The sequence below is a fragment of the Tuberibacillus sp. Marseille-P3662 genome (assembly GCF_900178005.1).
GTDB lineage: Bacteria > Bacillota > Bacilli > Bacillales > Sporolactobacillaceae > Marseille-P3662.
In genome coordinates this window covers 314,552-332,489 of record NZ_FXBS01000006.1, presented here as the reverse complement: position 1 = coordinate 332,489, position 17,938 = coordinate 314,552, and the positions used below count along the sequence as shown (strand labels likewise).

General features: G+C 42.1%; 16 protein-coding genes. 5 read left to right on the top strand and 11 right to left on the bottom strand.

The features are described from left to right. Positions 1-79 precede the first annotated feature (79 nt). Positions 80-1,195: a citrate synthase gene (gene citZ / locus B9Y89_RS10145; RefSeq protein ID WP_085523122.1), complete on the bottom strand. Its 1,116-nt coding sequence runs from the start codon at positions 1,193-1,195 to the stop codon at positions 80-82. 239 nt (positions 1,196-1,434) lie between these two features. On the opposite strand from citZ, the gene ytvI reads away from it, so the two are divergent. Further along, complete coding sequence (gene ytvI, locus B9Y89_RS10140; protein WP_085523121.1) at positions 1,435-2,580, top strand: sporulation integral membrane protein YtvI; 1,146 nt, start codon at positions 1,435-1,437, stop codon at positions 2,578-2,580. 39 nt (positions 2,581-2,619) lie between these two features. On the opposite strand, the gene B9Y89_RS10135 is transcribed toward ytvI, so the two are convergent. The 7 genes from B9Y89_RS10135 to dnaE form a co-directional block, all read right to left on the bottom strand. After that, a complete protein-coding gene (locus tag B9Y89_RS10135; protein WP_085523120.1) occupies positions 2,620-3,018 on the bottom strand; it encodes an FxsA family protein in 399 nt (132 codons plus the stop codon). A 548-nt stretch (positions 3,019-3,566) separates the two neighbouring features. Then, on the bottom strand, positions 3,567-5,321 hold the full coding sequence (gene pyk, locus B9Y89_RS10130; RefSeq protein WP_085523119.1) for a pyruvate kinase: 1,755 nt from the start codon (positions 5,319-5,321) through the stop codon (positions 3,567-3,569). 17 nt (positions 5,322-5,338) lie between these two features. Continuing rightward, complete coding sequence (pfkA, locus tag B9Y89_RS10125; protein ID WP_085523118.1) at positions 5,339-6,298, bottom strand: 6-phosphofructokinase; 960 nt, start codon at positions 6,296-6,298, stop codon at positions 5,339-5,341. Between the two features lie 108 nt (positions 6,299-6,406). After that, complete coding sequence (gene accA / locus B9Y89_RS10120) at positions 6,407-7,384, bottom strand: acetyl-CoA carboxylase carboxyl transferase subunit alpha (RefSeq protein ID WP_085523117.1); 978 nt, start codon at positions 7,382-7,384, stop codon at positions 6,407-6,409. Then, positions 7,369-8,241 carry an acetyl-CoA carboxylase, carboxyltransferase subunit beta gene (gene accD, locus B9Y89_RS10115; protein ID WP_085523116.1) on the bottom strand — a complete coding sequence of 291 codons (873 nt, stop codon included), beginning with the start codon at positions 8,239-8,241 and terminating at the stop codon, positions 7,369-7,371. The genes accA and accD overlap by 16 nt, the downstream gene beginning before the upstream one ends. Before the next feature lie 95 nt (positions 8,242-8,336). Next, the gene (locus B9Y89_RS10110) at positions 8,337-9,578 is read right to left on the bottom strand and encodes an NADP-dependent malic enzyme (protein WP_085523115.1); all 1,242 of its coding nucleotides are present in this window, start codon (positions 9,576-9,578) and stop codon (positions 8,337-8,339) included. Between the two features lie 226 nt (positions 9,579-9,804). Further along, positions 9,805-13,122 (bottom strand): DNA polymerase III subunit alpha, encoded by a 3,318-nt coding sequence (gene dnaE / locus B9Y89_RS10105; protein ID WP_085523114.1) that lies wholly within the window; start codon positions 13,120-13,122, stop codon positions 9,805-9,807. Between the two features lie 153 nt (positions 13,123-13,275). Here dnaE and B9Y89_RS10100 point away from each other — a divergent pair, with 153 nt between their 5' ends. The 3 genes from B9Y89_RS10100 to B9Y89_RS10090 all read left to right on the top strand — a co-directional run bounded on the left by B9Y89_RS10100 (position 13,276) and on the right by B9Y89_RS10090 (position 14,426). After that, entirely contained in the window at positions 13,276-13,611 is a 336-nt protein-coding gene (locus B9Y89_RS10100; protein ID WP_085523113.1) for a YtrH family sporulation protein, read from the top strand. Then, complete coding sequence (gene ytrI / locus B9Y89_RS10095; RefSeq protein ID WP_085523112.1) at positions 13,612-14,145, top strand: sporulation membrane protein YtrI; 534 nt, start codon at positions 13,612-13,614, stop codon at positions 14,143-14,145. It abuts the gene before it with no gap. A 98-nt stretch (positions 14,146-14,243) separates the two neighbouring features. Beyond that, complete coding sequence (locus B9Y89_RS10090; RefSeq protein ID WP_085523111.1) at positions 14,244-14,426, top strand: hypothetical protein; 183 nt, start codon at positions 14,244-14,246, stop codon at positions 14,424-14,426. A 33-nt stretch (positions 14,427-14,459) separates the two neighbouring features. Here the strand turns inward: B9Y89_RS10090 and B9Y89_RS10085 are convergent, their stop codons facing one another. Continuing rightward, positions 14,460-15,401: a DHH family phosphoesterase gene (locus B9Y89_RS10085; RefSeq protein WP_085523110.1), complete on the bottom strand. Its 942-nt coding sequence runs from the start codon at positions 15,399-15,401 to the stop codon at positions 14,460-14,462. A gap of 94 nt (positions 15,402-15,495) precedes the next feature. Between B9Y89_RS10085 and B9Y89_RS10080 the strand changes: the two genes are divergently transcribed. Further along, a complete protein-coding gene (locus B9Y89_RS10080; protein WP_176222177.1) occupies positions 15,496-15,801 on the top strand; it encodes a YtpI family protein in 306 nt (101 codons plus the stop codon). Here B9Y89_RS10080 and B9Y89_RS10075 read toward each other — a convergent pair. Together B9Y89_RS10075 and B9Y89_RS10070 are read right to left on the bottom strand one after the other, a co-directional pair. Further along, positions 15,785-17,098 (bottom strand): DRTGG domain-containing protein, encoded by a 1,314-nt coding sequence (locus B9Y89_RS10075; protein ID WP_085523108.1) that lies wholly within the window; start codon positions 17,096-17,098, stop codon positions 15,785-15,787. The two genes, B9Y89_RS10080 and B9Y89_RS10075, sit on opposite strands and share 17 nt — an antisense overlap. A 135-nt stretch (positions 17,099-17,233) precedes the next feature. Beyond that, the gene (locus B9Y89_RS10070) at positions 17,234-17,917 is read right to left on the bottom strand and encodes a metal-dependent hydrolase (protein ID WP_085523107.1); all 684 of its coding nucleotides are present in this window, start codon (positions 17,915-17,917) and stop codon (positions 17,234-17,236) included. Between the last annotated feature and the right edge of the window lie 21 nt (positions 17,918-17,938).

Below are 17,938 nucleotides of genomic sequence, written 5' to 3'. Positions count from 1 at the left end.
CTATCTTCACATAGATTATTATACCAAATGGAAGGACATCCTCCCATCAGTTATTACTACTAATTGGCGTTGTTCTAATTTACCGTTCTTCGACAGGTGTGTAAGCCCTGCCTTCAGGTCCGGTATATTCAGCGCGAGGCCGGTAGATACGATTGTTACCATATTGTTCAAGAATATGAGCCAACCACCCAGATACACGACTGACAGCAAAAATCGGAGTAAACAAATCATGTTGAATCCCTAGGCTATGGTAAACGCTTGCTGAATAAAAGTCGACGTTAGCAATAAGACCTTTTTCATCTTTAATGATTTGCTCCATTTTAACGGACATATCATACCATTTTGTTTCACCTGTCCGCTTAGTAAGTTTTTCAGACATATCTCTTAGATGCTTGGCACGAGGATCGCCATCCTTGTACACACGGTGTCCAAATCCCATGATTTTTTCTTTGTTTTCGAACGCTTTTTGTAAATAGCCCTCAATGTTTTCCGGTTCGCCGATCTCGCTAAGCATTTTCATAACGCGTTCGTTAGCCCCGCCATGAAGGGGGCCTTTCAAGGCGCCAATAGCTGCTGTAATTCCGGAATAGACATCAGATAAAGTTGAGACACATACACGGGCCGTAAACGTTGATGCATTCAATTCATGGTCAGCATGTAATACCAATGCTTTATTGAAAGCCTCTACTTCAATATCATCAGGGACTCGGTTGTTCAACATATATAAGAAATTGGCTGCGAAACTAAGGTCATTTCTCGGCTGAACGGGTTCCTCACCCTTCCGAATTCTTGCAAAACCAGCAACAATCGTTGGCAATTTTGCTTGAAGACGAGTCGCCTTTCTTTGATTAGCGGCTTCATCCATTTCATCAGCTTCGTCATCTAATAGCCCCAATGTGGAAACAGCTGTGCGCAAAACTGCCATGGGCTGAACGTCGGCTAGAGGATACGATTTCATATGTTCGAATACAACTTCCGGGACTTCCATGCTCTCTATAAGTTCTTTTTTAAAAGCATCAAGCTCAGCTTGCTTGGGCAGTTCACCATTCCACAATAAAGTAACCACTTCTTCAAATGATGAGTGGTTCGCTAAATCATCAATGTTATATCCGCGATAACGTAAAACACTATCAACAATGGAGCTAACGCCGGATGTCGTCGCGACAACACCTTCTAAACCTTTATTAGCCGTCATACTTTCTCCTCCTTATCATCAACTCTAATTCATTTGTAATAAAATTAATATTAATTGAGGGTGTAATCGAATACACATTCAATTATAACAAATTACAGGCATTTGTGAATATAAAAGGCTTTAAACTGTGGGATTTGTAAAGGTGGTTAGCGCTTTAATCTTAATTTCCCCTTATAAATTGCGCCTATACAAAGATATTAGTACAATGAAAATACTCAAAAATTGAGAGGGTGAAGGCTATGAATTCTCATTACATTCATAACATACTTCGATACATATATATCCTATTCCGCTTTATGTTTGTTGCGGCCTTATTCATTGGTATCGGATGTCTAATCTATTATGTAACAAAACTAGCTTATCCTTTCATTATTGCCTTAATCATGGCATTCTTTATTAATCCGATTGTCAATTTGCTAGAAACCCGTGCCAAATTCCCACGCGGTCTGGCTGCGTTAACCGTCATCTTAGTGATTTTTAGTATGATCATTGGTATCATCACCTTGCTTGTGTTTGAAATCGTCGACGGCGTTAATTACCTGACAAAAGTCGTTCCACAACACGTCCAATCACTCGTCAATGATATGCAAACCTTCTTTTTTGATAAAATTCAGCCCCTCTATGAACAGTACAATCAAATGATGAAATCTTTAGGGGAAAAACAACAGCAAACCATTCAGGAAAACCTGCAAAATCTAGGTACTAATGCAGCCAATACCATCACAGAATTAGGCACTAACCTTTTGAAGGGTTTGCAGAACTTTATAAGCTTTCTACCGACCTTTTTAACAGTACTCGTATTCATCTTACTGGCAACCTTTTTCATTTGCAAAGATTGGTATAAAATTGCGGCCTATTTACGAAAAAAATTCCCTGACAAAGTCGTTGATAATGGAACAAATATTTATGTTGAACTGAGAAAAGCGTTTCTCGGCTTCATCAGAGCTCAACTTACCCTGATCTCCATGACGGCCGTGATTGTACTTGTGGGCCTCGTGATTTTACAAGTTGACCATGCCTTTACCATTGCAATTGTAGCAGGTGTGATCGATTTAATGCCTTATCTCGGTACCGGTGTTGTTTTTATCCCTTGGATTATCTATAATTTCTTCACAGAAAATTACTTTCTGACTATAGGCCTTGCTATCTTATATGGTGTTGCCGTGATTCAGCGCCAAATGATGGAGCCCAAAATTTTGTCGACCTCCATTGGACTTGATCCATTGCCAACCTTGATTGCTTTGTTTGTCGGATTCCAGTTATTCGGATTCTTTGGCTTAATTATCGGACCTACGGCTTTGGTTATCTTCAACACCCTTGCTCACGCCAATGTTTTTCGCGATATGTGGTCATATATTATTGGCAAAAAGAATTTCCCCAAATAAAAAACCGTCGAACGCTTTGAAAGGAAGCGTTCGACGGTTTTATCGCCGATAGAAAAAAATAAAGTTCCCGTTCTCTGCTTGACGTCTCAACCATGTTTGCAGCCAGCTTACACCCATTCTCCTAATCGGTGACAACAAGAGTGAAAAGCCGGTTAGGTCTGTTAAAAAACCTGGCGTCAATAACAAAATCCCGCCGATAAGCACACATAAACCTTCAAGAATATGCTGACCCGGCATACGCCCCATGGCCAACTCTTCCTTAATCTTTGCGAGCGTTGCCGCTCCTTCCTTCTTAGCAAGCCATCCACCAATAATTCCTGTCAACACAATGATTAAAAAGGTTAGTGGAATCCCAACATATTTTCCAGATAAAATAATTAAAGTCAATTCAATGGCCGGAACGATGATAAACAAAAGAAATAATGGCTTACGTAACATTTTTAACCCCCATTAAGGTTCATCTAATGTTACTAGCATATCAGGAAAACATAGCATGCAAAAGAGAAAGCTGCTGACAATCATCGTTGGCAACAGCTTTTTTAAGGAAAGGCTGTTTTATCAAAGATTGTTGTTATGCAGAAAAACTATAAAATACGAAGTGAGTGCTATGTTGATTTCCGTTCCGGGCAGTCGCTTTCCGCGGGCAACGCTTCAGCCTCCTCGGAAGAAAACCACTTCCTGCGGGGTCTTCAGCTGTTGCTTTTCCCGCCGGAGTCGACGGCCCTCCACTCCAATCAACGCCTTGTATTTAATTAAGCAAAACAAATGTTATAAAGTGATTAAGCACAATACCAGCGGAGGAAATACACGGAGACTCCTGCGGGACTAGTGGCCAAAGTGAGACCCCGCAGAACGGAGTTCGAGGAGGCTCACGGGTCACCCGCGGAAAGCGTAGTGTATTTCCGGAGCGGTATATTACGATGCATTTCGGTTCAACCACGAGGTTAAAAAGCAACAAAATTTACGAAAATAGCCTAAGGAAACCATTATAAAACTTTGGCATGACCGTCATAAATGTCCCCGCCTGGAGCATTAACAGTAATCACTTGTCCATTTTTAAATAAAGTTGTGGCGTTGTTTACGCCCACAATGACTGGGATATTAAGGTTAAGTCCGACAACCGCCGCATGTGACGTTAAGCCACCAACTTCAGTGACAATGGCACTCGCACGTTGAATCGTATCCATCATCTCACGGTCGGTTGATTTGGCGACTAAAATCGCACCGTCAGGCATTTGCTCTAGCGCTCTATCATTCCCGTCAGCAACAAAGACTTCAGCCGTGGTCGATGATTTTCCAATGCCTTGACCTTTGGCCATTGTTTCACCCACGATGTGAACCTTCATAAGATTCGTCGTACCAACTTTACCGACAGGGACACCAGCCGTAATAACAACAAGATCACCATGATCCACCATCTCTGATTGAACCGCTTCATGGACGGCTACATCCAACATCTCATCGGTAGAGGAGGCGATTTTACCCATACATGGATAAACACCCCAAACTAATGTTAGACGCCGGAGTGACTTTTCTGTGCTCGTTACAGCCACAATATTGGCCTTTGGACGATATTTAGATACGACTCTCGCTGTATGACCACTTACAGTGGCTGTTATGATTGATGAGACATTCAGATTTAAGGCAGTATGTGAAACGGCTTGTCCAATTGCATCCGTTATTGTCGTATCACTTTCCGAACTCCTGCTTCGCATTAAATCGCGATAATCCAATGCTTGTTCGGTTCTTTCTGCAATTTTGTCCATGGTTTGTACCGCTTTATCCGGGTAGTCACCTGCAGCTGTTTCCCCAGAAAGCATAATGGCATCCGTACCATCAAAAATCGCATTCGCCACGTCGCTGGATTCAGCGCGTGTAGGCCGTGGATTCCGTTGCATCGAATCCAGCATTTGCGTTGCTGTAATGACTGGTTTTCCAGATTCGTTGCATTTTTTAATAAGCTGTTTTTGAACAAGCGGCACTTCTTCGGCCGGAATTTCAACACCAAGGTCACCACGGGCCACCATTAAACCATCGGAAACCTCTAAGATGTCATCAATATTGTCCACACCTTCACGGTTCTCAATTTTTGGTATAATTTGGATATCCTCTGCACCGTGTTTTTCAAGCAATTCACGAATATCAAGGACATCGGAGGCCCGGCGAACAAAAGAAGCAGCAATGAAATCAATGCCTTGTTCAATCCCGAAGACAATATCATTCGCATCTTTATCTGTAATGCCCGGCAAATTTACACTGACATTCGGAACGTTAACACCCTTCTTGCTTTTAAGTTCACCACTATTTAACACTTCAGTAATAATATCTTTTCCTTGAATTGATTGAACCTCAAGTTCAATTAAACCATCATCTAGAAGGATCTTTCCCCCTTCATATACGTCCTCATGCAAACCTTCATATGTAACAGAGATTTGTTCATTGGTGCCGAGAACTTCATAAGTGGAAACCGTTAATTTCTGACCACGTTCAAGGTTGACAGGCTCCTCAGCCATATTACCTGTCCGAATTTCAGGCCCCTTAGTATCTAAAAGAACGCCCACATTTTGGCCCGTTTGTTGGACGGCTTGACGAAGACTTTCAATCCGCTGGCCATGCTCATCATAATCACCATGAGAAAAATTCATACGAGCCACATTCATCCCGGAATGAATAAGCTCTGTTAAGGTCTCAGTTGATTCACTAGCAGGTCCAATCGTACAAACAATTTTTGTTTTTCGCATTACCTTTACCCCCTGTATTAAATTGATAATTCATGAGCGAGACGGATTAATTGTGGATCAATTTTATGTTGACCTGTTAAAATGCTCTGGATATTGTGTGAAACAATCTCATTATTCTCAATACCTACCATTTTGCCCGCTTCGCCTTCTAATAACAAATCAAGCGCTTTTCCACCTAGCCGGCTGGCAAGAACACGATCATAAGCTGTTGGTGAGCCTCCGCGTTGGATATGTCCCAGTACAGTAACTCTCGTATCAATGCCTGCATTTTCTTTCAAATCAGCGGCAACATCACTAGCACTGCCCGCACCTTCAGCAACAACAATGATGCTATGGCGCTTTCCGCGATGATTACCACGTCTAAGCCGATGAATGATGTTATCCATATCATAGTCCTCTTCAGGAATAAGAATCGTTTCTGCCCCATCAGCGAGGCCAGACCATAAAGCAATGTCGCCGGCATCGCGCCCCATTGCTTCGATGATAAATGTTCGTTCATGTGATGAAGCCGTATCACGAATTTTATCAATGGCATCAATCACTGTGTTAAGAGCCGTATCAAAGCCAACAGTGAAATCTGTCCCAGGAATATCGTTATCGATCGTTCCTGGAATACCAATAGTCGGAAACCCATGCTCCGTTAATTTCTCTGCACCTTTAAATGACCCATCACCCCCGATAACAACAAGGGCTTCAATGCCAAATTGCTTTAGCTGTTCAATGCCTTTCATTTGTCCGTCATACGTTTTAAAGTCATCACTACGGGCACTATGTAAAATTGTCCCGCCACGGTGAATAATATCACCAACGCTGCCCAATTCCATCTTGTGAATATTGCCGAAAATCAATCCTGAATACCCTTGATAAATACCATAGACTTCAACATCATGAAAAATTCCTTTTCGCACCACCGAGCGTATAGCTGCGTTCATTCCAGGAGCGTCACCACCGCTCGTTAGTACACCTATTTTCTTCATTATGACCACCTCATGTTTGAATTAACCCAATTTCATGTCATACATTTCTTATATTGTGCCACCCTTTATTTTTGCATTAAAAAGGTGCTTTCTATGATAGAAAGCACATCATCTCTGGCTAGTGTCACCGATTTCAGTGATATATTCACCGATTTGGCGGTATTTTTCTCTTCTTGACTGCACTAACTCGTGTTGGCTTAAATGACTAAGGTCTAACAAAGCTTCAGAAAGAGCATGATCAATATTGGCTGCCTGCTCATCTATGTTATGATGGGCACCGCCACGCACTTCGGGAATCAGTTGATCAATAACACCCATATCTTTCAAATCTGGGCCGGTGATTTTCATCGTATCGGCCGCCCGTTCCGCCTGTCCAGCATCTTTCCATAAAAGTGCCGCTGCGCCTTCAGGTGATATAACAGAATACCATGAGTTCTCAAGCATTAATAAGCGGTCACCGACACCTATGGCTAAGGCACCGCCGCTTGCACCTTCACCTATGACGATGCAAACAATCGGTACAGTAAATCCGGACATTTCCAGCAAATTACGGGCAATTGCTTCTCCCTGGCCACGTTCTTCGGCCGTTTTTCCAGGAAAAGCGCCTTTAGTATCAATAAATGTAATGATCGGACGACGAAACTTCTCCGCTTGTTTCATAAGCCGAAGTGCCTTCCGATATCCCTCAGGATGCGGCATACCAAAATTACGCCGTACGTTTTCTTTGGTATCACGACCGCGCTGTTCACCAATCACTGTCACTGGACGCCCATAATATTTAGCAATTCCGGCAACAATGGCTTCATCATCACCATACAATCGATCACCGTGAACCTCTAAAAAGTCCGTAAATAAATAGGGCAGATAATCTAGTGTCGTCGGACGCTGCATATGCCGGGCGACTTGAACACGATTCCAGGGTGACATATTGTCATAGACTTCCGCTTCCAAATCGGCTAATCGGATCTGCAGACGTTCAAGTTCATCAGATAAATCAACATCTTTTTCTTGCATAAATGTTTTCAATTCACTAATTTTACTTTTAAGTTCATTGATCGGTTTTTCAAAGTCTAATTCTGAAGCCATTGTTCTTCACCTCCTTCGGCATGAGCCGACAAGACTAGCGTTAAGGTCTCTCTTAATTTACTGCGATGCAAGACACTGTCCAACTGACCATGTTTTAAGAGAAATTCCGCAGTCTGAAAGTCTTCCGGAAGATCTTCGCGAATGGTTTGTTCGATGATCCGCCGACCCGCAAATCCAATTAAGGCACCCGGCTCCGAAAAGTTATAATCACCGAGGGATGCAAAGCTTGCCGTGACACCACCAGTTGTCGGATGGGTCATAACTGTAATGAACAAACCGCCTTGATCGCTGAAATCTTTAAGTTCCGTACTTGTTTTTGCCATTTGCATCAGGCTTAGAACGCCTTCTTGCATGCGTGCTCCACCGGAGGCTACAAATATAACCATCGGTAACTGCCTTTGCTTGGCCGTTTCAATCGCCCGGGTAATTTTTTCACCAATTACCGATCCCATGCTTCCCATACGAAAACGAGAATCCATGACAGCTATGACAAAATCCAGTCCATTTAACTTTCCTTGGCCGGTCACAACGGCCTCATTCAAAGAGGTTTTTTGGCGATCCTTTTCTAATTTCTCCTCATATCCTGGAAAATGAAGTGGATTATCCGACACCATACCTTCATCGAATTCCTCAAAAGTTCCTTCATCAATCAGACTTTCAATTCGATCTGGAGCTGTCATTTGATAATGATAACCACACGACTGACAAACATAAAGATGTTTCTTAAGTTCCTTTGCATACATTATTTTTTTGCATTCCGGACATTTCTGCATAATCCCTTCCGGAACTTCTTGCTTTAACTGCTCAGAAGGAACCGTTGCATACTTTCTTTTCTTGTTAAAAAAATTATTTAGCAAGTGTCAACACCTTCTTATCTGGTATGAATCGCCATTCGGGTCATTGTGACACTACAGCATCATTCAATATATTAAAATAAATTCGTGACGTCAAATTATTCGCCTTTATCGATTATGGCAACTTCCTGGGTCTTTTGTTTAATATCTTCAGGATCGATATTGCGTCTAGCGACACCCGTTTCCATAGCTGCTTTAGCTACTTCCGCCGCAACAGCTGGAGCGACTTGCGGGTTAAATGGTGCTGGAATGACATAATCGGCATTAAGTTCACCCTCAGTCACAAGATTAGCGATTGCGTATACAGCTGCTTCCTTCATCTCTTCATTGATATGTGTCGCATGGACATCTAATGCACCACGGAAAATTCCGGGAAAAGCTAAAACATTATTAATCTGATTTGGGAAATCTGACCTTCCTGTACCAATAACTTTGGCGCCAGAAACCTTCGCATCATCAGGCATAATTTCCGGTACAGGGTTGGCCATGGCAAAAATGATAGGATCATCATTCATCGACTCAACCATTTCTTTATCCAATGCGCCTTCAACCGATACACCGATAAATACGTCCATGTCTTTGACAACATTTTTCAGTTCGCCTTCTTTTTTAGAGCGATTCGTGAATTTGGAGATTTCGTCTTTCATTTCATTCATTCCATAGTCACGACCTTCATAAATCGCACCTTTAGAGTCACACATGATAATATCTTGGACACCAAAGCGGTGTAATAATTTGATAATCGCGACACCAGCTGAGCCAGCCCCGTTAATCAAAACTTTAATTTCACTCATGCGTTTATGGCTTAACTTCAAAGCATTGACGAGACCCGCTGCCGTCACAATCGCTGTTCCGTGCTGATCATCATGGAATACAGGGATATCGGTTTCCTTTTTCAACCGCTCTTCAATGATAAAGCAATCAGGAGCAGCAATATCTTCTAAATTGATTCCGCCAAATGTCGGTGCTAATCCTTTGACAGAATTAACAATTTGATCAACGTCCGATGACTGAAGACATATCGGGAAAGCATCAACACCCGCAAAACTTTTGAAAAGTACAGCTTTACCTTCCATAACTGGAAGCGCTGCCTCCGGCCCGATATTCCCAAGACCAAGAACCGCCGTTCCATTCGAAACAACACCGACGGTATTCCCCTTCATTGTGTATTCGTATACTTTTTCTTTATTATCATATATTTCTTTACAAGGTTCAGCGACACCAGGGGAATAAGCCAAACTTAAATCCTTGGCATTCCGCACCGGAACTTTGGAATGAGACTCAAGTTTACCTTTATTAATACGATGAATATGTAGGGCTTCTTCACGAGTTGTTGACACTTCGTTCACGCTCCCTTAAAAGTTTATTTGTACGACGTCGCGACGCACACGTCGGTGTTCCTTACTTCCTGCTCAAATAACATGGTAGTCCTTAGCGCAGCGGGAAAGGGCTCCCTTAAAAGTTTATTTGTACGACGTCAATGATCTTAACCTTCGATAATAGACAAACTCTCTGACCAAATAATTATAACAAAGTGAGGCAAATAAAAAAACTTAATCACGTTCCCTAGCGTAAAATGACATTATGATTGCCCATTAGACGTTTGATGTAGTCTAGCGATGCCTGGGCTTCACTAACTTGATACTGCGCAGGTAATTGGATGGATTGATTAGATGTCTCATAGTATAGAACAACCGGCCACTTCCCATGTTCTTTTTGTAAAAACTCTTTTAAGGCTTGCAAGTACCTGGATTCATGATGAGCATAATCAACTTTAATAAACAACCGCTGGCTAGGCTGTAGTTTTTTCAGTGACTGAGCTTTTTTGATGACTAATTGTTTTTGCTGGCCCCGATCTTCAAGCGTTCCTTCAATATACAGTAACGCTCCATTATAAAAGATATTGACATGAGATTCATAGCTTTCCGGAAAAATGACAGCATCCATTTGCCCAGTTTCATCACTAACGTTGGCAAATGCCATCATTTTCCCCCGCTTCGTTTTGATTTGGCGTAGCTCCTCTAGAAGCACCGCAAAGCGATATACTTGACCCGTTTGCCATGTCTGATTAAGGGTTTCTCTCCGATGGCCTGCCATTTGTTTCTTATACAATTCCACGGGGTGCATCGTTAAATAAAAGCCCGTCGCTTCTTTCTCAAACTTCAATTGTTCCTTAGAACTTAACGGGGGAACATCAACATAGTCAACGTCACTATGATCCGAATCCATCAATAACTCCTGTTGACCAGCCGCACCTTGCCGCTGCTCACCGTAGGTCATCGCCGTCTCCAGTGTTGCCAATAGCTGAGCCCGATTTGTATTTAAATCATCTAAAGCCCCTGCTAAAATAAATGATTCCAATGCCCGGCGATTAACCTTCTTAAGTGAAATACGTGCACATAAATCAAATAAGTTATCATAGGGTTTCGACTGACGCTTACCAATCAATTCTTGAACAGCAGCTTGTCCAACATTTTTAATCCCATTTAAACCAAACCGGATATGACTACCCTCAGGCTTAAACATCGCTTCACTACGATTGATAGATGGTGGCAAAATCGCAACACCCTGACTCTTAAACTCAGTGATGTAGCTGCTGATCTTATCATGATGATTCATCACACTCGTTAGTAACGCCGACATAAAATATTGTGGGTAATGCGTTTTTAAATAAGCCAGCCGGTAAGCAATAACACTATAAGCCGCTGCATGAGATCGATTAAACCCGTAGTCCGCAAATCGAACAATCAACTCATATATTCTTTCGGCAATAGCCTGATTGTAACCTTTTTTTATACAACCTTCGACAAAATATTTTTTTTGCTCTTCAAGAATATCTCGCTTTTTTTTCGAAATTGCTCTTCTTAAAACATCCGCTTCCCCTAATGAAAATCCAGCCATTTTTGCCGCTATTTGCATAATTTGCTCTTGGTATATAAGCACTCCATATGTTGGCTTCAAAATCGGTTCCAAATCCGGATGGGGATAACTCACAGAAACATGGCCGTGTTTCGCTTGAATATAATCATTAATAAATTGGCTGGGACCAGGTCGATATAAAGCATTAACAGCAATGACATCTTCAAAATGCGATGGCCTAAGTTTACGTAAGACGTCCCGCATGCCTTTAGACTCTAATTGGAATACTCCTGTTGTATCCCCTTGGCTTAAAAGTCTAAGCGTGGATTCATCGTCCGCCTCTATACGACTCAGATCTATCGATTCGCCGGTATATTCTTGGATAGAAGCTAATATCGTTTCAATTAAGGTTAAATTCCGCAGACCTAAAAAATCCATTTTCAACAATCCTAGGTCCTCTAAATGGCCCATTGAGTATTGCGTTAAATAGTGACCATCAGATGTTGTCTGCATCGGAACAAGGTCGGTCAACGCTACTTGACTCATGATGATGCCCGCAGCATGAATGGACGTGTGTCTGGGTACACCTTCAACAGCCTTTGCCATCCGGAACACTTGCTTAAGGTCATCATTCTGCCGGATCAGTTGCTTAAGGTCATCGGACCCACTGACTGCTTCCTTCAAGGTCATTCCAGGCCGGCCTGGAATCAACTTAGCCGCACGGTCAATGTGATTCGGGTCAACCTCCATCACTTTACCAATATCACGAACAGCCGCACGGGCGGCTAACGTCCCAAATGTTACAATTTGCGCAACATGCCCGTTTCCATACTTTTTAAAGACATAATCTATAACAACATCACGCTTCGTATCAGGAAAGTCGATATCAATATCTGGCATCGTCACACGTTCCGGATTCAGGAATCGTTCAAATAGAAGATGGTATTTAAGCGGATCAATCTCGGTAATGCCTAACACATAGGCTACAATCGACCCTGCCGCTGAACCACGCCCTGGTCCAGGATCAATCCCTTGGCTGCGGGCAAATTGAATAAAATCCCAAACGATAAGAAAATAATCAGCAAAGCCCATTTTGTTGATCACACTTAACTCATAATCAAGCCGTTCTCTAGCATCAGTTCGACTCTCGCCATAATGTTTAGCCAACCCGATATCACATTGTTCTCTAAGATAGTCAACCGCTGTTTTTCCAGACGGTGTAGGAAATTCTGGTAGACGATACTGGTTAAAATTAAACGTCACGTCACAAGCATCAGCAATTGCTTTTGTATTAGCAACCGCTTCAGGTATATCTTGAAATCGTTCGTGCATTTCTACATCCGATTTAAAATCGTATACCGCCGGAGCAGAATGCTGCTTCACTTCTGACAACGTTTGTCCAGTTTTAATTGCTTGAAGCGCATAAAATGCATCCGCATCAGATGGTTTAAGGTAATGGACATTATTCGTTGCAACAATAGGAAGCGAACAATCGTGAGCCATTTGGAACAGGCTGTTAATCAGTTCTTTTTCATGGGGAAGTCCATGATCCTGTAGTTCCAAATAGAAACCGTCTTTAAACGTTTGTTTGTAATCATTTGCAAGCTGATAGGCTTGTTCACGCTGTCCATTTTGAAGCAGCTTGGCAATATCCCCATGAGGCCCTGATGATAACGCTATCAGACCCTGACTATACTTAGCAAGCGTATCCCGATCGATGCCGTTCTCATCCCTTGTTTGAGCTAAGGTGCTCAAATGAACAAGATTATGATACCCTGTTTGATTTTTAGCGAGCAAAACGAGGGAGGCATCCTCCTGTAAATTGATTTCCATACCGACGATGGGCTTAACGCCGTATTTCACACAGGTTTTATAGAACGGGATGACACCATACATCACGTTGGTATCAGTAATTGCTAAGGCCTCGCAGCCAGCATGGCTCGCTGCTTGAACCAAATCTTCAATGCGACAGCTACTCTCAAGTAGACTGTATTCCGTATGAACGTGCAAATGAATAAAGCTCATGAGCTTCTCCCTTCAATCACACTATAATGACTAATTCTACTATAATCAACATAGACGGACACGCGCAAATAATATTATCTAAAGGTGTGAAAATCAAAATCATATGCACCCACCTCGTCCCATAAAATGAACTAACAGAGGGAGTGGGTGACGATGGATTTTCGACAATTTGCTGAGCTTGCAATCGCTTATTTTTTTATTGCCTTAGGTGTGATGATTGGGGGCTGTTTAATAGGCACTATCGCTTTTTTCATGACCAGTCAACCGCCATTAACTGAAATGAGTAAACTTGCCGGTAAGCTCAAAATCTGGGCGATCGTCGCTGCCATCGGTGGCACTTTTGACACGATCCGTGAGCTTGAACAAGGTTTTCTCGACGGGACGCCGCTTGAAGTCGTTAAACATATCCTCTTAATAACTTGTGCCATGTCTGGGGCCCATACCGGCATGATCATCATCCAATGGTTTACTCAGGAGGTTGCTCAATAAATGCGTATCCCGCCCTATTACCGCATTCCATCGTGGCAACGTTTTTTAGCCGGCGTGATCATCGGTATGTTCGTCGGATTTGCCTTCTTTCTTGTCATTTTCGGATTGGCACAAGAAGAACAAATAAATAAGATAAAAAAGCAGGAAACCAAGATCGATGATCTCGAAAGAAGCAATGAAACGCTTTTAAAAGAGAAAAAGGAAAAGAACGAAAAACTTGAAAAGCAATTAACCGTTCAAGAAATTAACGTAAAAATAAAAGTGCCCGAGAAGTACTCTGAAAAGGTTAGCGAAATCACCAAATATGACCTCAAAAAGAAAATCAATGAGCAACTCGGTTCTCTAGTTAATCAAGACGTTCATAGCGTCTATACAACGAGTGATTTAATTTATCGCTCTATTGAAGACAAAACATTTATCGTTGATGATACTGGTTATCAATTTGAGATTTTAAACGTCGAGTACTATTCCATCATCAATGTCACCGTTAAAATCTCAGATGTTGAATCAACAGCATCGACATCGACAGAATAAGAATTTTTACAATTTTATGTCAGGAAAGCAAGTTTTCTGACAAAATCACCTTTCTGTAGTATACTGGATATAGATTAGTATATGGAGGTGATGATGCGATGATTATCAGTCGCCGACATACGGCAAAGGAAAAAGTCAACATGATTGAGGAAGGTCAAGGCGCATTTACGGAGTCTATGGAAGTTGCGCGTTTGATGAAAAGAGAGATTCGAAAACGCGACTTAAATGTCCACGTCGACCAAACGTCTCTTGGGTCTTGGTTTATCCCTGAACAGGAATAATATGAGCCGGCTGTACACATACAGCCGGCATTTTTATGTTTGTTGGTCAGTTTGGCAGACGTCGATTAAATCCTCTAAAACAGCTTCCGTTTCCTTCCACTGATAGACCGTTGCCCCTGCTGCCATAGGATGACCGCCACCATCATAGCGCGCCGCGATTTGGTTGACAACAGGGCCCTTGGAACGAAATCGAACACGAATCTGATCTTCTTCTTCTATAAAGAATACCCATGCCTTCATCCCTTTTGTATCTGAAAAGGCATTGATTAAGAGTGATGCTTCGCTTGGCGTAACTTCGAACGCCTTTGTGACATCTAACGGTAATTTCAAATATCCAACACCGTCCTTCGTCATAGAAAAATTCTGAAGCACGTACCCATTTAATTTCATTAAAGATAACTTTTTCTCATACAGCGCATTATGTAACGCTCCTCGATCAAACTGTTTCTCGATCAGCTTTGCAGCTCGCTTAAATGTCTTGACGGTCGTATTTGCAAATAAAAATCGGCCGGTATCCCCGACAATCCCTGCATACAGCAAGCGCGCGGCCTCATCGGATAACGTCCATATCTCGTTATTCTCACACATGTCCACAATCATTTCACTAACAGAGCTTGCTTCAGTATCCACCCAAATGTCATCACCATAAGGATCTACATTGGGATGATGATCAATCTTGATCAACCGCTCTCCCTTATGATACCTTTGATCATCAATGCGTTCCTGATTAGCTGTATCACAGACAATCACCAAGGCACCATTATAAGTGTCATCATCGATAGCATCCATACAGGTCAAAAAGCTTAATGAGGGTTCGTCATCACCAACCATATACACTTTTTTATTTGGATAATGATCTTTTATTAAACAAGCCAGACCGCCTTGTGAGCCGAGCGCATCAGGGTCGGGACGGACGTGTCGATGAATAATAATTGTGTTATAATATTCTATTGCTTGAAAAATGTCCTTTAACATTTCATAAACTCCTTTTTTAGCTATCTCGAGCTATGGATAGCATTTTTTGATGAAAGTCGTTAAAATGAATATGAATAGAATTGGAGGGACAGACATGCCTGGTCTTATTGTTCTCATGTTGATTGCAGTCGTTGTATTCTTGATTTATCGCGTCAAAGGTTGGCGAATACCCCAATCTTATCGTAAGCATTGGACCATCATCAAATCGCATATCGGATTGGGCATCTTCGTTACAGTCTTTGGCATCAATCAATCGATTATGAACCCAACAGCCGTTACTTTAACCATTGCTATTCTATTAATAGCCTATGGTTGTTACTATACCTATTATAGCATTAAACAATACCGGCAAATCTTACCCTATGTTGCTCATGAACTTGAGTCTAATAACGATCAATGAACTGGACGATTAAGAAAGCTTTCCCAACGGCGACACCTTCATGATACATTTCCACATCGACTTTGCCGTAACGTCTAGACATTTCCAAGATCCGAGGTTTGATTAATAGCTTACTCTCAATTTGGACGGGTTTCAGAAAGTATAAGGTGACATTCTCGACGACGAGGTCACCTTTTTTTTCTTTATTTAAAACCCGGCGTCCAACCGTTGTAACAATAGTGGTCACAACACCGTAGGACAATGATCCAAGATAGTTCGTCATCTGCGGCATTACTTCAAACTGATAGACAGATTCAACCTGAGTCGATACATCTTTGATTTGTTCAGCAACTGTGTCATCAATCGTCTCACCGACCTGCGGTTGCCTTTGAATCATCTGCATCGCTTTAAGAACATCTTGTCGAGTGATGATCCCTATCAGTTTCTTTTGCGAACTGATGACTGGCAAACATTCAATGCCTTCCCAAATCATATTGTGCGCCGCTGACGCCACCGATGTTGTTTCATTAACCATCATGGGCTGCTTTGTCATAATTTTTTCAATAGATATATCATCATCTTTGCCGATAATGTCTTTGGCCGTCACCATGCCATGGACTTTTAAATCCTGCTCTACAACTGGATATCGACTGTGCGTTGTTGTCTTGTTCATGTGATACCAATCACTCACCGTATCTGTTGTTTGCAGGTAATTCGTATGTTCCAATGGAATCAATATATCGGATACGTGTAGAATTTCCTTCTTAATTAGCTGATCATAGATCGCCCGGTTAATCATTTCCGCGACTGTAAACGTATCATAAGAGGTTGAAATGACCGGCATTTCCATTTGATCGGCAAGTTGTTTCACTTCATCACGGGTATCAAAGCCACCGGTAATAAGAACGGCTGCCCCAGCCTGTAGGCCATATTCCTGTGCCTTATCCCTGTTACCGACAATTAAAAGCCCGCCCGCATCGACATACTTCATCATCGCTTCAAGTTTCATTGCTCCGATTAAAAAACGGTTCAAGGTTTTGTGCAAACCTTTTCGCCCGCCGAGAACCTGGCCATCAACAATCCCGACGACTTCAGCATAAGTCAATCGTTCAATATTCCCTTTATCTTTTTTCTCAATCCGAATCGTACCAACCCGGTCAATGGTACTGACAAACCCTTGGTTTTCAGCGTCTTTGATTGCCCTGTATGCCGTTCCATCACTAACTTTTAAGTCCTTTGCCATTTGTCGTACTGATATTTTATAACCGATGTCTAAATTTCTTATGTGATCGAGAATCTGTTCATGTTTCGTTGCCAAAATCGTTCACCCATCTTTCATCTCCGTACAAAAAATGTTATTTAACCACTATTATATAGAGAATAAGACGAAAACGCCAATCATAAAAAAGGGTCGTCCCCTCATTTGGGACAACCCCTTGTTCTTCACATCATCTTATAATTCGATACTGTCGCCAGAATGAAGCACTTTACCTTGACTGCCTTTAAGCTTGCTAACGAAATCGTCAGGATCCTGCTCAATGACTGGGAAAGTATTATAGTGAACCGGGACAACGGTTTTGGCTCCAACCCATTCAGCTGCTACAGCAGCATCATCCGGTCCCATCGTAAAGTTATCACCGATTGGTAAGAAAGCGAGATCAATGTCGTTACGTTCACCGATCAACTTCATATCACTAAACAGCGCTGTATCACCGGCATGGTAAATGGTTGTACCATTTATCGTTAACAAGATACCCGCTGGCATGCCCGTATACACAATCGTACCATCATCCTCAGTATAACTGGAACCGTGAAGGGCTGGGGTCATTTTGACGTGACCAAAATCAAATTGATAGCCGCCGCCAATTGACATACCATGCGTGTTTAACCCTTTATTTCCAAAGTATGTGGCAATTTCAGCAATGCCGATGATTTGAGCACCATGCTGTTTAGCAATATCGGCAGTATCACCGACATGGTCATTATGCCCATGTGTCAGAATAATCACATCAATTCGAGGTAAATCGCCCACACTGATACTGCATTGACCGTTCCCTGATATAAACGGGTCAAAGAGAATGTTAGCTTTATCCGTTTCCACCAATACAACGGATTGACCATAATATGTAACCTTCATAAAATCACCTCATAAAAATTA